The sequence below is a fragment of the Arthrobacter sp. Hb9-2 genome (assembly GCF_059091165.1).
In genome coordinates, this window is the sequence record NZ_JBNHGJ010000008.1 from 18322 (window position 1) to 32443 (window position 14122).

The 14122-nt window shown below is 67.3% G+C and carries 13 protein-coding genes; 5 read left to right on the forward strand and 8 right to left on the reverse strand.

Annotated elements, in window-relative coordinates:
• Positions 1-89: 89 nt before the first annotated feature.
• From AC5RV1_RS06695 to AC5RV1_RS06710, 4 genes are all read left to right on the forward strand, one after another.
• Positions 90-1373 carry an MFS transporter gene (locus AC5RV1_RS06695; protein WP_493993967.1) on the forward strand — a complete coding sequence of 428 codons (1284 nt, stop codon included), beginning with the start codon at positions 90-92 and terminating at the stop codon, positions 1371-1373.
• A 6-nt stretch (positions 1374-1379) separates the two neighbouring features.
• Entirely contained in the window at positions 1380-2993 is a 1614-nt protein-coding gene (locus tag AC5RV1_RS06700) for an amidohydrolase (protein WP_493993968.1), read from the forward strand.
• An 89-nt stretch (positions 2994-3082) separates the two neighbouring features.
• Positions 3083-3877 (forward strand): oxygenase MpaB family protein, encoded by a 795-nt coding sequence (locus AC5RV1_RS06705; protein WP_493947797.1) that lies wholly within the window; start codon positions 3083-3085, stop codon positions 3875-3877.
• A gap of 75 nt (positions 3878-3952) precedes the next feature.
• Entirely contained in the window at positions 3953-4765 is an 813-nt protein-coding gene (locus AC5RV1_RS06710) for a phosphatase PAP2 family protein (RefSeq protein ID WP_493993969.1), read from the forward strand.
• Positions 4766-4847: 82 nt separating this feature from the next.
• Here the strand turns inward: AC5RV1_RS06710 and AC5RV1_RS06715 are convergent, their stop codons facing one another.
• From AC5RV1_RS06715 to AC5RV1_RS06745, 7 genes are read right to left on the reverse strand one after another with little or no spacing between them, the layout of a single operon-like run.
• The gene (locus tag AC5RV1_RS06715; protein ID WP_493993970.1) at positions 4848-5879 is read right to left on the reverse strand and encodes an aldo/keto reductase; all 1032 of its coding nucleotides are present in this window, start codon (positions 5877-5879) and stop codon (positions 4848-4850) included.
• A complete protein-coding gene (locus AC5RV1_RS06720) occupies positions 5876-7246 on the reverse strand; it encodes an LLM class flavin-dependent oxidoreductase (protein ID WP_493993971.1) in 1371 nt (456 codons plus the stop codon). The genes AC5RV1_RS06715 and AC5RV1_RS06720 overlap by 4 nt, the downstream gene beginning before the upstream one ends.
• Positions 7246-8625, reverse strand: a complete 1380-nt coding sequence (locus tag AC5RV1_RS06725) for an LLM class flavin-dependent oxidoreductase (RefSeq protein WP_493993972.1) — start codon at positions 8623-8625, stop codon at positions 7246-7248. The genes AC5RV1_RS06720 and AC5RV1_RS06725 overlap by 1 nt, the downstream gene beginning before the upstream one ends.
• 27 nt (positions 8626-8652) lie before the next feature.
• The gene (locus AC5RV1_RS06730) at positions 8653-9459 is read right to left on the reverse strand and encodes an ABC transporter ATP-binding protein (protein WP_493947792.1); all 807 of its coding nucleotides are present in this window, start codon (positions 9457-9459) and stop codon (positions 8653-8655) included.
• The gene (locus AC5RV1_RS06735; protein ID WP_493947791.1) at positions 9435-10298 is read right to left on the reverse strand and encodes an ABC transporter permease; all 864 of its coding nucleotides are present in this window, start codon (positions 10296-10298) and stop codon (positions 9435-9437) included. Before AC5RV1_RS06735 ends, AC5RV1_RS06730 begins: the two co-directional genes overlap by 25 nt.
• A complete protein-coding gene (locus AC5RV1_RS06740; protein WP_493993973.1) occupies positions 10295-11410 on the reverse strand; it encodes an ABC transporter substrate-binding protein in 1116 nt (371 codons plus the stop codon). Before AC5RV1_RS06740 ends, AC5RV1_RS06735 begins: the two co-directional genes overlap by 4 nt.
• Before the next feature lie 32 nt (positions 11411-11442).
• Entirely contained in the window at positions 11443-11673 is a 231-nt protein-coding gene (locus AC5RV1_RS06745) for a hypothetical protein (RefSeq protein ID WP_493993974.1), read from the reverse strand.
• Between the two features lie 360 nt (positions 11674-12033).
• Between AC5RV1_RS06745 and AC5RV1_RS06750 the strand changes: the two genes are divergently transcribed.
• Positions 12034-13173, forward strand: a complete 1140-nt coding sequence (locus AC5RV1_RS06750; RefSeq protein WP_493947788.1) for a PQQ-dependent sugar dehydrogenase — start codon at positions 12034-12036, stop codon at positions 13171-13173.
• Positions 13174-13216: 43 nt separating this feature from the next.
• Here the strand turns inward: AC5RV1_RS06750 and AC5RV1_RS06755 are convergent, their stop codons facing one another.
• Positions 13217-14110 carry a helix-turn-helix transcriptional regulator gene (locus AC5RV1_RS06755; protein WP_493993975.1) on the reverse strand — a complete coding sequence of 298 codons (894 nt, stop codon included), beginning with the start codon at positions 14108-14110 and terminating at the stop codon, positions 13217-13219.
• Between the last annotated feature and the right edge of the window lie 12 nt (positions 14111-14122).

Sequence of the window (14122 nt, forward strand, 5' to 3'; positions counted from 1 at the left end):
CGCTGCCGGTGATGGCAGCAGGCACGGAGGACGCAACGGAGCGCCGCCGGCCCTGTACCGCGCATATTCCTGTTCAAAGGACACATCCAATGACCCAGCCAGAACCGCAGCGGCTTCCGCTGACCACACAACGCGCCGTCTCCACGTTCGGCATCGGCGTTGTCGGCTTTATGAGCGCCAACCTCGTCCCGTTTATGATCCTCGCCATTCAGGACTCCCTCGGCGTGGGCGCGACGGAAGCCGGAACACTCATGACCGCCTGCCTCCTGGCCACGGCTCTCGCATGCCTCCTGGTCACCCGCTTCACGGAAGGCCGCGGGCGGTACCTCGTGGCACGGCTGGGGCTGGCCGTGACGGCGGCAGGGTTTGGCCTCGCCGCCCTTGACCTGGCTCCCGCGGCGTCCATCATCGGCATCATCGCCGGTGGTATTGGAGCCGGCGGTGCCGTGGCATCCGGCGGGGCAGCCCTGGCCGCCCTCCGCAATCCAAACCGGGCGTCCGGTATCAGCGGACTGGCGAACCGTGCCATCGTCACGGTTGTGCTGGCTGTTATCCCGGCGGTGGGCATCGGGATGGGGAGTGCCTTCGGCTTTGTGGCCGGGCTTGCCCTCGTGCTGCTGTTCACCGCCGGGTGGCTGCCGATGGCTGAGGCGCCAGAGGGACACGACGGAACGCCGGGTGCGTCACCCGCGCCAAGTACGACGGCGGCAGCTGCCACCGGGGGAGCCGTCACCACGGGGACCATCACCACCAGGACCATCACCGTGGCAGGTTTCGCTTTGCTGGCAATTTTCGCGCTCTGGGCGGTGGGCGAAGACTCACTCTGGGCGATGTCCGGAGCCATCGGTGTTGCCCAGGCCGGGATGACGGAGGAACAGTTGGGGCTGGTGCTGAGCGCGTCCACTGCAGGAGGGCTGCTCGCCGCCATCGCGCTGATCTTCCTGGGGACCAGGCTGGGCCGGGCGCTCCCGCTGGGCATCCTGCTGGTACTCGGCAGCGCCTTGAAACTGACCGCCTGCCTCACCACCGACCCCACCATTTTCCTTGTCACCATGATCGCGTGGAACACGGTGTACGCCGTTGCCTTTATGTTCTTCATCGCTACGGCGGCCGCGCTCGATGCCAGCGGCCGCTGGTCCGGCCCCGTGCTGGGGGTCTACCTGGTGGGATCCAGCTTCGCGCCGATGTTCGGGGCCTGGATCGGAGAGGCGTTCGGCTTTCCCGCCCTCGGCTGGGTGCTCGCCGGCTTCAGCCTGGTGCTCCTGGTTCCCGCCGTGCTCATCGCCAGGCTCTCATCCCGGGTCGAGGCGGAACACGCCTCAACCATTCCAAACTCATCCGACATTGCCACCATCCGAACCGCAGGAGTCTGAAACCCCATGACTGTGCTTTACCGCAACGCCCGCGTCTTCACTGCCGACCAGTCTGACCCCTGGGCTGAAGCGTTCATTGCCGACGCCGGCACTCTCACCCATGTAGGCAGCGATGCCACCGCCGCTGCGGCTGCCGGTGACGCCGCAGAGGTGGTAGACCTGGGCGGGAGGCTGGTGCTGCCGGGGTTCATCGACGCCCACACGCACGTGATGATGCTCGGCGAGGCACTGGGAAAGGTGGGCCTCACAGATGCCAGAACCCTGCCTCAGATACAGGAACGCCTGCGCACCGCACGGGCTGCCGACCCCGGTGCCAACCGGATCCTGGGCAGGGGCTGGCTGTTCGACTCGCTGCCCGGAGCACCAACCTCGGCCATGATCGATGAAGCAGTCTCAGATGTACCCGTCTACCTTGATGCCAACGACTACCACTCCTGCTGGGTGAACCGGGCCGCGCTGAAGGAACTGGGCATTACCCGGGACACCCCTGATCCACTCGGCGGACGCATCGGGCGGGACAGCCAGGGCGAACCGGACGGAATGCTGTACGAGACCGCAGCACAGCAGTTTGTGTGGCCGTTCCTGGGGGAGGTGACCTCGGACGCTGACCGCGACGCCGCCGTCGAACGTTCCATTGCGGCCTACCTGGCCGCCGGTGTGACCGGGGCAGTGGACATGGCACTGGGTGAACTCGACCTGGCGGCATTCCTCCGTGCGGCAGGGCGGCGCGGCGGCCGGCTGCCGATCCGCGTCGTGGCGCACTGGTTCATTCACAACACCGGCGACGAGGCCGAAAACCTGGCGCAGGTGGAACGCGCCGTGCTCCTGGCCAGGGACGTCAATACCGAGTGGCTGCGTGTGGCCGGCATCAAACTGGCGTTGGACGGTGTGATCGACGCCTGCACTGCTGCCATGAACCGGCCCTACGCGGACGGTTCACAGGCCGGGCCTATCTGGTCCCCTGAGCAGTTGGATCCGGTGGTGGCAGCCGCCGATGCCGCCGGGCTGCAGGTTGCCCTCCACGCCATCGGGGACCACGCCAGTGATATTGCCCTGGATGCGCTGGAACGTGCTGCAGAAATAAATGGGCCGCGCCACCGCCGCCACCGCATCGAGCACCTCGAATACGCCTCACCGGAGACCCCTGCCCGGATGGCCCGGCTCGGCGTCACTGCGTCCATGCAGCCCGTCCACGCCGACCCTGCCATCTACGGCAACTGGGTGGCAATGCTTGGAGACGACCGGCCGGACCGCAGCTTCGCCTGGCCCGAATATGTGGCGGCCGGCGCCCTGTTGGCCTTTTCCACCGACGCCCCCACCGCGCCGTACGAGGCCCTGCAGAACATGTTCGTCGCCGCAACGAGGCAGTCGGCTCTGGACCCGTCTTTTCCGCCCAACAATCCCCATTTCGCCCGTCCCTTGGCTGAGGCCATCACACACGCAACCCGCGACGCTGCGGCCTCAGTTATGGAAGAGGACCGCCGTGGCCGCCTGGCGGCTGGCCTCGCTGCGGACTTCACCGTGCTCGACGCCGATCCTTTCAAGGACGGCGAGGAATCACTGCTGAATGCCCGCGTACTGCGCACCGTCGTTGGCGGCCGCACGGAGTACGCGGCCTGACTCGGCCAGCTGAAGGGGCCGGGGCGAGGGGGCTGTTCTTCGTGGCAGCTCCCATCCCGCCGCCCGGCGCGCTCCGGTACCCTGTTGAGATGGCGCGAGAACTTGCCGAATTGAACGCGGAGGGCATCCTGCTGGCGGGGGCGGGCCGGGCCATCCTGCTTCAGCTTGCCGATCCGGCGGTGGGCCGCGGCGTCGCCGAGAACAGCACCTTCACGGACCGCCCGATCAATCGGCTCAAAGGCACCCTCACGTACGTGTACGCAGTCACCTACGGGACCGAGGAGCAGGTCAAGGAGGTCCGCCGCAGGGTGAACCGCGCCCATATACCTGTGCGCCGGGGTGCCGATGAGAAATCTCCCGGGTACAACGCCTACGATCCGGAGCTGCAGCTGTGGGTGACGGCAACGCTTTACGACACTGCGCTCACCATCATTGAAAAGATTTACGGCCCGCTCGACGACGAATCCGCCGATGCCATGTACCAGGACTACGCCAGGCTCGGAACCGCCCTGCAGCTTCCACCCGGCAAATGGCCCAAGGACCGTGAAGAGTTCAACCGCTATTACGAAGAACGCATGGCAAACCTTCGGGCCAGCGACGCCGCTGTTCGCGTGGGCCGCGGCCTCCTGTACCCGAAGCGCGCAGCACTGTGGTACCGGGCGATCATGCCGCTCGCCCGGTTCCTCACGGCCGGTCTCCTTCCGGACCAGCTGCGCCAGGACTTCGGCCTGCCATGGAGCGACCGCCATGAGCGCCGCTTCCACCGCACCATGAAAGTCCTCGCCGTGACCTACCCCAAGCTGCCGCAGGGCATCCGGCATTGGTTTAAGAACTACTGCCTCAACGAACTGGAAACGTCCCCGCGCCGGGCAGTGAATGCGTAGTTCCTCCCCGCTGGCGCCGCGCAAGGTAAGGTTGCTTACTAATTTCGGATAACCGGCAGGGAGGGTTCAGGAGACATGGCTGCAGAAACGAAACCGCCCGAGACCGGCGTGAGCGGTGAAGTCCACCAGGACCGCTTTGTCGGCGGGCAGGACCTCACCCGGTGGGACACCAAACCCGGCCAATTCCTGGCCTCCACAGTCCAACGGGCCAGCAGGCTGCTCGGCTCCCATGCGGCGTTGGTCCTCACCCTTTCCGTCGGGGCAGTGCTGGCCGTTGCGCTCGCCGCCGTATTCGCCGAGGTCTATGAATCCGTGGTCCAAGCCGACGGCGTTGCCGGGCTGGACCATCCGATCCTGGACGGTGCCAAGACACTCCGGTCACCGGGCCTGGACACGATCATCACCGGCTACACCGACGTGGGCGGGACCGTGGGGATGCCCGTGCTGGCGCTGGCCATCATGATTGGGCTGGCCCTGAGGCGACGGTCCTGGACCCCGGTCATCCTGATGCTCACCGCCGGACTCGGTTCGCTCCTGATGACCATCGCAGGCAAGGAATTGGTGGGCAGGACCAGGCCGGACCTGGCAGATGCGGTCCCTCCCTACGAGTACTCCGCCTCATTCCCCAGCGGCCACTCGTTGAACTCCGTGGTGATCGCGGGCATCGTGGCGTACCTGGTGATCCTCCGCCTCAAGTCCTCCCGTGCCCGTGTCCTCACGGCGGTGGCAGCAGGAGTCTTTGCCGCCACCATGGGGCTGAGCCGTGTTTATCTGGGCCACCACTGGCTTACCGACGTGCTGGGGGCATGGGCGCTGGGGGCCGCCTGGCTTGCGCTGGTCATCACCGCCCACCGCCTCTACCTCACCACGCGGGTGCACCCAGCCTGACGGGGGTGAGAGAGGTAACCGGACGACGGCGGGAGCTTCCCGCGCCGTCCGGCCCACCTGACGCTCTACCTGACAGGGCAGATCAGCGGCTGCGGCGGCGCAGCGACGGCTCCGTCAACGACGGCGGCCGGTAGCCGGCGTCGGCCTGGTTCAGGGTGGTGCCGGGCGGGACAATCTCGTCGATCCGGTCCAGCACGTCCTCGGAGAGACTGACCTTGTCCGCGCCGAGCGCCCCCTCCAAATGCTCCAGCGTCCGGGGCCCAATGATGGCGGACGTGACGGCCGGGTGCTCCAGCACAAAGCCGAGGGCCAGATGGATGAGCGACAGCCCGGCCTGGCCCGCGAGTTCGGTCAGCTCCAGCACGGCCTGCGTTTTGCGGGCATTTTCGGCCGACGACGGGTCGTGCCGTTCCGGCTGCCGGACGGCCCTGCTGGAGGTGCTGTGCGCGCCGTCGGCCTTGATCCTGCCGCTCAGCCAGCCGCCGGCCAGCGGGCTCCACGGCAGAACGCCGAGCCGGTGTTTCTGGGCCAGGGGCAACACTTCGCGCTCGATGCCGCGCGCCAGGATGGAGTACGGCGGCTGCTCCGTCACAGGCCGCTCTCGGTGTCGCTCGCGGGCTACGTACTGGGCGTCGACGATCTGGCCAGGCTCGAAGGTGGAGGTGCCGATGTACCGGATCTTGCCCTGCCGCACCAGATCGGTGAGCGCCCCCAGCGTCTCGTCGATGTCCGTGTCCGGTTCCGGCCGGTGCACCTGGTAGAGGTCGATCCAGTCGGTCTGCAGCCGGCGCAGGCTGTCCTCCACCTCGCGGATGATCCAGCGGCGTGAATTTCCTGCCTGGTTTACGTCCTCGCCGAGACGGCCGTAGACCTTGGTGGCCAGCACCACGTCGTCCCGGCGGCCCTTCAGGGCCTTGCCCACGATGACCTCGGACTCGCCCTTGGAGTAGACGTCGGCGGTGTCCACCAGATTGATGCCGGAATCGAGGGCCCGGTGGATGATCCGGATGGAATCCTCGTGGTCCGGGTTCCCGATGGCCCCGAACATCATGGTCCCCAAGGTCAGCGGGCTGACCTTGAGTCCGGTGGACCCCAAGCTGCGGTATTCGGTCATGCGGATGCTCCTAACAGTTGTTTGCTGTGCTGGCTTGCAGCGCTGTGTGGGCTCTGAGCGGTGTACTGGCTGCCTGGACGGTCGAGTCCGAAGTGTTCGCGCAGGGTCCGGCCGGTGTATTCCGTGCGGAAGAGGCCACGTGACTGCAGGATGGGGACAACCTCATCCGCGAAGGCCTCGAAACCGCCCGGCAGCCACGGCGGCATGACGTTGAACCCGTCCGCGGCCCCGTCTTCGAACCAGCGCTGAATCTCGTCCGCCACCTGGACCGGTGTTCCGGCGAACACGTAGTGCCCGCGGGCGCCGGCGAAACGGTGCAATACCTGCCGGACGGTGAGGCCTTCCCGCCGGATCACGTCCAGGAGCAGCTGGCTGCGGCTGCCCGCCCGGCCCGCTGCCGCCAGCAGGTCCGGAGGGAAGGGCTCATCCAGCCTGACACCGTCGAGGTCCACGCCCAGCAGTTTCCGCAAGATGCCCAGCCCGTACTCCGGCTGGGTCAGCTCGTCGAACTCCTGCTTGAGGGCCCGTGCCTCCGCCTCGGTGGAGCCGAGGTAGGGGCTGATGCCCGGCAGGACCAGGAGCTGCTCCGGGTTCCGGCCGTTCGCCGCGGCCTGCGCCTTGATATCGGCGTAGAACCCCTGCGCGCTCTGCAGGGTCTGGTGCGCGGTGAAAACCGCTTCCGCGTGCTGCGCGGCGAAGGCTTTCCCGTCGGCGGAGGACCCTGCCTGCACGAAAACCGGCCTACCCTGCGGGGACCGCGGAGTGTTCAGCGGTCCCTCCACGCGGAAGTGTTCGCCCTCGTGCCCGATGGGATGGATCCGTGAGGTGTCCGCGAAAACTCCCGTGCCGGCGTCGGACACCACTGCCCCGTCCTCCCAGCTGTCCCAGAGCTTGCCGGCCACGCGGACAAACTCGTCCGCCCGCGAGTAGCGTTCGGCGTGCGGCGGATGCTCGTCCAGCCCGAAGTTCCGGGACGCCCGCTCCGCGCCGGTGGTGACGATGTTCCAGCCTGCGCGGCCGCCGCTGAGGTGGTCCAAGGATGCGAACAGGCGCGCCGCGTTGTACGGCTCAAGGTACGTGGTGCTGGCCGTACCTATCAGGCCAATCCGTTCCGTGGCTACCGCAATGGCGGAGAGCCACGTGAACGGCTCCAGCCGGAACCGGGTGGCGTACTGCACGTTGTTCTCCAGCGCAGGCCCGTCCGCGAAGAACACGGCATCCAGCTTGGCGGCCTCCGCGCGCTGCGCCAGTTCCTGGTAGAACCGGATGTCCAGGACCCTGTCCGTCCGGGACTTCGGGTGCCGCCACGCGGCCTCGTGGTGGCCTCCGGGGTAGATGAACAGGTTGAGTTTGAGCTGCCGGCCCATCAGAACGCCGATCCGATGGATGCCAGTTCCCCTGCGCCCGCACCGGTGTAGCGGTTGGCCGGGCGCTGCAGGCCGTAGTGCTCCCGCAGTGTCCTGCCGGTGTATTCGGTGCGGAACAGGCCGCGTTCCTGAAGGATGGGGACCACCTGGTCCACGAACGTTTCCAGCCCCGAGGGCAGCACCGGCGGCATGATGTTGAAGCCGTCAGCCGCGCCGCCGTCGAACCATTCCTGGATGGCGTCCGCAACCTGGACCGGGGTGCCTGTGAAGGTGCGATGACCGCGTCCGCCGCCCAGCCGTCCGATGAGTTGGCGCACGGTGAGCTTTTCGCGGCGGGCCAGCTGGACGATCAGCGTGTAACGGCTCTTGGCGCCCTCAATCTCGTCCTCGCTGGGCAGGTTGTCCGGCAACTGGCGGTCCAGGGGAAGGTCTTCAGGAGCAACACGCAGGGTCTTGGCCAGCTGGATGCGGGCGTACTCGGGCTTGATGAGGCGGTCCAGTTCCCGTTCCAGCTCCACCGCTTCCGCTTCGGTGGCACCGATGACGGGCACGATGCCCGGCAGGATCTTGATGGTCTCCGGGTCGCGGCCAGCAGCAGCGGTGCGGTTCTTGAGGTCCCGGTAGAAGGCCTGTGCATCAGCGAGCGTCTGGTGGGCGGTGAAGACGGCGTCCGCGTACCGTGCGGCGAGGTCCTTGCCGTCCTCCGACGATCCGGCCTGGACGATCAGCGGGTGGCCCTGCGGGGAACGGGGGACGTTGAGCGGGCCGCGGACCTTGAAGTGCTTGCCTTCGTGGTCGATCACGCGGATCTTTTCGCCGTCTCCCCACACACCCTCAACTTTGTCCGCCAGTACGGCGTCGTCCTGCCAGCTGTCCCACAGTTTCTGCGCCACCTCAATGAACTCGGCGGCACGCTCGTACCGCACGGCGTGGGCGGGCTGATCGTCGACGCCGAAGTTGCGGGCGGCGTCCGGTCCGGCGGTGGTGACCACGTTCCAGCCGGCGCGGCCGCCGCTGACCCAGTCCACTGACGCGAACCGCCGGGCCAGGTTGAAGGGTTCGTTGTAGGTGGTGGAGGCGGTGGCGATCAGGCCGATGTGTTCCGTGGCGCCGGCAATGGCGGTCAGGAGGACGGTGGGTTCGAGCTTGCCGGCAGGGCGCCGGCCCACCTCACCGAACAGTACGGGGGAGTCGGCGAAGAAGATGGAGTCCAGCTTGCCGCGTTCAGCAGTTCGGGCAAGCTGCTTGTAGTGCTCCACGTTGGTGCTGGACTGCGGGTCGCTCTCGGGCAGCCGCCAGGATGCCTCGTGGTGTCCGGTGCTCATCAGGAAGGCGTTGAGGTGGAGTTGGCGGGTAGTGGGAGAGTTGTCAGAAGTCATGGGATGGTCCTTCAGCTGAGGTAGAGGTCAGTGGCTGGTGCCGACGACGCCAAGGTCGGCAAGGAGGTCGCGGCGGAGGGCTTCGTGGCCGGCGGCATCCACTGCGGTGCTGATCTCCGGCGTCACGGTGCGGACGGTGGCAACGCGGCCGCGGTCCAGCACCACGATCCGGTCGGCGAGGGCAATGGCTTCGTCCACGTCGTGGGTGACCAGCAGGACTGCGGGCCGGTGCAGGGCCACCAGGTCCTGGAGCAGTCCGTGCATTTTGATGCGGGTGAGGGCGTCGAGGGCGCCGAACGGCTCGTCGGCCAGCAGCAGCTGCGGTTCCCGGACCAGCGACCGGGCCAGCGCCACGCGCTGCTGCTCACCGCCGGAAAGTTCATGTGGCCAGGATTTTTCCCTACCGGCGAGCCCCACTTCGGCGAGGGCCTTGCGTGCCCGGGACTCGGCGTCGTGCTCCCGCAGGCCCAGGGTGACGTTGCCCAGCACGCTGTCCCACGGCAGCAGCCGCGAATCCTGGAAGACCACGGACACGCGCTCGGGGACGCTGATCACGCCGCTGCCGCGGACGTCGTGGTCCAGCCCGGCGAGGGCCCGCAGCAGGGTGCTTTTGCCGCAGCCGCTGGGGCCGAGGAGGGCCACGAACTCGCCGGGGGCGATGTCCAGGTCCACGCCGTTCAGGACGCCTTTCGGGCCAAAGCTGCGGATCAGGTTCCGGACCGAAACTGCCTTGGTTGCGCCGGCCGCAGGGGCTGCGCCGGAGGAGGAGCGGACGGAGGAGGAGCGGACGGCGGACGGTGCGACGGCTGTCAGCCCGCCAGAGTGCGTTGCCATGATAGGGCCTTTCGTTCGAGGAAGCGGACGGCGCCGTCGGACAACAGGCCGAGAATGCCATAGACAGCAAGTCCGAGGACGATGATGTTGGTTTGGCCGTAGGTGCGGGCGAGCTCCATCATGTAGCCAATGCCACTGGTGGCGTTGATCTGTTCAACCACCACCAGGGATACCCATGCTCCGGTGACGGCGAAACGCAGGCCCAGGAAGAACCCCGGCAGTGCGCCCGGAAGAACCACCTTGCGGATGAAGGCGGCGCGGCTAAGCCCCACCGTCTGGGCGAGCTCGACGTAGCGCAGGTCGATCCCGCGCAGGCCGGCGTGGGTCTGCAGGTAGATGGGGACGAAGACGCCCAGGGTGATGGTGAGCACCTTCATGGTCTCGTCGATGCCGAACCACAGGATGAGGAGTGGAATCAGTGCCAGGCCAGGGATGGCGCGCTTGATCTGCACCGGCCCGTCAATCAACGCCTCACCCACCCGGCTCAACCCGGCGAGGAGGGCCAGCACCGCACCCACCACGATGCCGAAGAACAGCCCCAGGCCGGCGCGCTGGGCGGAGATAGCGAGATTTTCCTGCAGCCTGCCGTCCGCGATCAGTTCGCCGGCGGTGGCCACCACGGTCCACGGCTCGGAGAGAATCCGCGGGTCCAGCAGGCCTGTTGCGGAAGAAACTGTCCAGAGCCCCAGCAGGGCGGAGGGGCCCAACAGCCAGGCCAGGCGCCGCCGTCGTCCGGGACCCAGCCTCCTGCCGGTGGGCCGCACGTCCTCGCGTGCCGCGAGGGCCGGGTCCAAATGGGGTTCGACGGCGGGACGTTCCAGAACCGGAGCCGCGCTCATGCTGCACCGCCCTTGCCCGCCCCGGCGAAGGCGGTGCCCGCGATGGCCTCGAAGCGGGTGTCGTAGAGGTCCGCCGCTTTCAGCTGCGGTTTCTTCTGTTCCCGAGCCAGCAGGTCGATGGTCTGCTGGTGCCGCTCGATGGCCTCCGTCCAGGATGTGGGGACGTCCCGCTTGCCTGCGGCGTCGATCAGGTACTGCCCGTCCTCGGCGGAGAGTCCCTGGTCCTTGATGTAGTAGCCTTCGAGCCATTCCTGGGGGTGGTCCTCCACCCAGCGCTGGGCCTTGCCCCACGCCTCGACGTACTTGGCCAGGGCGGCGGCCTTGGCGGGATCGGCCAGGACCTTGGCGGGGGAGTACAAGTGCCCCGGGTCGTCACGGAGGCCGTGACGGAGGGTGGCGGCGCCGTCGGCCTTGTACTTTGCGAGGTACCGCTTGATCTGGACGCCGCCCAGCGGTGCTGCGTCAACCTGCTTGCTGGAGAGCGCCGAGGAGTAGGCATCGCCCGTGCTGGGCAGCTCGATGAGCTGCACGTCATCCTGGGCGAGCCCGGCCTTTTCCAGGATCCGCAGGACCAGCGCGCCCTGGGCCTGGCCCGGGCTGTACGCCACCTTCTTGCCGCGCAGGTCCTCCAGCCTGGTGATGCCTGCGCCCGGCGCAACGCCGAGTTCGTACAGCGGGTGGTTCACCGCGTCCTGCCGGTAGGCGCTGCCGATGATCCGGACATCCAAACCTGTCCAGGTGGCGTGGATGGGCGGGATGTCCGCCACCGAGCCGACGTCCAGGGCGTTGGCACGGAAGGCTTCGGTGGTCTGCGGGCCGCCCGAGATATTGGCGAACTCCACGTTGATGCCGTCCAGGTCCTTGATCAGGCCGGACAGTTCCAGGGCAACCCGGATGCTCGGGTCACCGACTTTGATGGTGGTTCCCGCCGGAACTGACGCGGCGAGCGGTGCGGAGGACGCCTGGCTGGTGGCGTTGCCAGCGGTAGCGGTTCCGCCGCAGGCCGTGAGGAGACCGAGTGCGGGCAGGGCCAGGAGTGCGCCCAGCGCGCGGCGCCGGGTGAAGGCACCATTGGACGATTGTTGGGGCGGGAAGGATGCAGCGGGGGACATGTGGTGCCTTTCGAGGGGACGATATGTGGGCATCAGGGCGCGACGAAGCGCCCGGGGACCCGGATAGCCGGGGAAAAGGGAAGGAGGTGCGTGCCGCCGTCGGACGCTGTTGCGGTGATGCTGCGGTGCTGGGTCAGCGGCTGGTGGCTTAGCTTGTCGAAACCAAGGAGCGGGTGCACATTCGGCGGAGCCAACACAGCGGACCGAAAGTGCGGGTGCTTTGCGGGCTGGTGGATGGATGCGGCATCGGTCCTCCTGTTCACTGTCGGCGTGTGTTGCGCTTGGCCCGGCGTGGGCTGTGGAAACACCTAAGCACGGTCTTCAATGCCTTGGCCAGCACCGCGCAACGGAAGCGAAACGGGAGGAAACGGCGCTACTTACGGCGCCATCAGGAGGACAAATCGAGAAACCCGGCGCCATGATCCGCAACGGAGGTTAATGTGACTGGCAAAGGCCGGACCCGTGTCTGGACTGCAGGGGTTCGGCGCTGAAAGATGGGGGTTCTGCCGTAACAGGTTCCAACAGAGACTGCCTGGGGAGCGTTTCTCCCTCCTGCATGGGGCGGCAAGGGGCGATGCTGGAAGGAGCCCTGTCCTGGGCACCGTGATTGATTGGAGAAGTGCATGCGTCACCGGACCCTTACCGCGGCTGCCATGGGGACGGGTATCCTCCTGGCTGGCTGCACGGCAACCCCGCCGCAGTCGCCCACAGCTACGTTCCCTGCCCCGTCGTCCTCGGCTCCGGTTACTTCCGCTCCGGCCGCTTCCACATCCACAGCCATTCCAGCCCGGACGGCCCCAGCCATGATCGCCGGGACGCCGGAGCCAGTTGCAACTGGCCTTGCCGCGCCGTGGTCCGTTGTGTTCCGCGACGGGACGCCGTTGGTCAGTGAGCGGAACAGTGCGCGCATTCTCGAACTCGCGCCGGATGGTTCTGCGCGGCCCATCGGGACCGTTGAGGGGGTGGTTGGCCGGGGAGAGTCAGGACTGCTGGGCCTCGCGGTAGGTGGCGGCGGCGACCTCTACGTCTATTCGACGGCGTCGGACGGCAACCGGGTCCAGCGTTTTGCCGTGACCGGCACACCAGGATCTCTCTCACTCGGGCAGCCGAACACACTGCTGGCAGGGATTCCGGCCGCGAGTACCCACGACGGCGGCCGGATCGCCTTTGGTCCCGACGGCATGCTGTACGTGACGGCCGGGGACGCGCAACAGCGCAACAGCGCCCAGGACCGGGATTCCCTTGCCGGCAAAATCCTGCGCATGACTCCGGAGGGTGAGGTCCCGGCCGACAACCCCTTCCCGGGCTCTCTCACGTACAGCTACGGGCACCGGAACCCGCAGGGCCTGGCGTGGGCGGACGACGGAACCCTGTTCGCCACCGAATTCGGGCAGAACACCTGGGACGAGCTGAACGTCATTAGGCCTGGTGCCAACTACGGGTGGCCCACCGTGGAAGGGATTGCGGGCCGGGAAGGTTTTGTGGATCCCCTGCAGCAGTGGCAGCCAGGCACGGCGAGTCCCAGCGGCATGGCACATGCCGGCGGCACCCTGTTCATCGCCAACCTCCGGGGACAGGTTTTGCGGTCGGTTCCCGTCTCGGATCCCACCACGTTCACCGACCACTACAGCCGGGAGTACGGCCGCATCCGCGACGTGGCACTGTCACCGGACGGGCAGCTGTGGTTCATGACCAACAACACCGACGGCCGCGGTGATCCGCAGCCGGGGGATGACCGGATCCTCGCCGTTCCCCTGGCATAACGGCACGCCTCGCAGGGCAGGTTGGGAGTTTAGCGCCTGGTGTTTAGCTCCGGGCGTGGGGTTGGGCTGATTCGACGATGTTCTCGGTCGCGGCCCACGAGGCGAGAAGTTTGAGGGCTTCCTCGGAGGGGCTGCCCGGGGTGGCGGGGTAGACCGTCAGGGTATGGCCGGGATCCTCTTCCAGCCCCAGGACCTGATAGTTCAGCTCGAGGAGTCCCACCACGGGATGCTTGAAGAACTTTGTGCCGGCATAGTGGCGGCGGACATTATGTGCAGCCCAGCGCGTACGGAACTCGTCACTGCGCATGGAGAGCTCGCCGATCAACTCGGCAATGCCCTTGTCGTGCGGGCTGCGCCCCGCTTCGCGGCGAAGGATGGCGACGTTGACGTTGGCTGCCCGGTCCCAGTCCGTGTAGAAATCGTGCGCTCGGGGGTCCAGGAAGATGAACCGTGAATGGTTCGCCGGCCGTGCCGTGCCACGGTACATGTCGGAGTACAACGCGTAGCCCAGAGCGTTGGCGGCCACGATATCCATCCGGTTGTTGCCAATAAAGGCCGGCGCTCCGGTGATGGTGTCCAAGAGGTACTGCAGCTCGCGCCGCACCCCGGACGGGACGGAACCGGCGGCGCTCGCAGCACGCTTGCGTCCCGACGTGTTGGCCGCCCGGGCCAAGTCGTAGAGGTGGTCGTGTTCAGCACGGTCCAGTTCCAGCGCCTGGGCAATGGCGTCCAGCACACTGTCGGAAACCCCGGTGAGGTTTCCGCGTTCCAGCCGGGTGTAGTAGTCAACGCTGACCCCGGCCAGCCTGGCCACCTCTTCACGCCTCAGTCCTGGCACGCGGCGCCGTCCGCCGTACGGTTCGATACCCGCCTGTTCCGGGGTGATGCGCCCCCGGCGGGTAGAAAGAAACTGCCGGACCTCGGCTCGGTTATCCATACGGACACGTTA

Excerpts from the sequence above, each read along its gene's own strand:
- AC5RV1_RS06695 (WP_493993967.1), top strand. The coding sequence starts at position 90 with ATGACCCAGCCAGAACCGCAGCGGCTTCCGCTGACCACACAACGCGCC.
- AC5RV1_RS06700 (WP_493993968.1), top strand. The coding sequence starts at position 1,380 with ATGACTGTGCTTTACCGCAACGCCCGCGTCTTCACTGCCGACCAGTCT.
- AC5RV1_RS06705 (WP_493947797.1), top strand. The coding sequence starts at position 3,083 with ATGGCGCGAGAACTTGCCGAATTGAACGCGGAGGGCATCCTGCTGGCG.
- AC5RV1_RS06710 (WP_493993969.1), top strand. The coding sequence starts at position 3,953 with ATGGCTGCAGAAACGAAACCGCCCGAGACCGGCGTGAGCGGTGAAGTC.
- AC5RV1_RS06715 (WP_493993970.1), bottom strand. The coding sequence starts at position 5,879 with ATGACCGAATACCGCAGCTTGGGGTCCACCGGACTCAAGGTCAGCCCG.
- AC5RV1_RS06720 (WP_493993971.1), bottom strand. The coding sequence starts at position 7,246 with ATGGGCCGGCAGCTCAAACTCAACCTGTTCATCTACCCCGGAGGCCAC.
- AC5RV1_RS06725 (WP_493993972.1), bottom strand. The coding sequence starts at position 8,625 with ATGACTTCTGACAACTCTCCCACTACCCGCCAACTCCACCTCAACGCC.
- AC5RV1_RS06730 (WP_493947792.1), bottom strand. The coding sequence starts at position 9,459 with ATGGCAACGCACTCTGGCGGGCTGACAGCCGTCGCACCGTCCGCCGTC.
- AC5RV1_RS06735 (WP_493947791.1), bottom strand. The coding sequence starts at position 10,298 with ATGAGCGCGGCTCCGGTTCTGGAACGTCCCGCCGTCGAACCCCATTTG.
- AC5RV1_RS06740 (WP_493993973.1), bottom strand. The coding sequence starts at position 11,410 with ATGTCCCCCGCTGCATCCTTCCCGCCCCAACAATCGTCCAATGGTGCC.
- AC5RV1_RS06750 (WP_493947788.1), top strand. The coding sequence starts at position 12,034 with ATGCGTCACCGGACCCTTACCGCGGCTGCCATGGGGACGGGTATCCTC.
- AC5RV1_RS06755 (WP_493993975.1), bottom strand. The coding sequence starts at position 14,110 with ATGGATAACCGAGCCGAGGTCCGGCAGTTTCTTTCTACCCGCCGGGGG.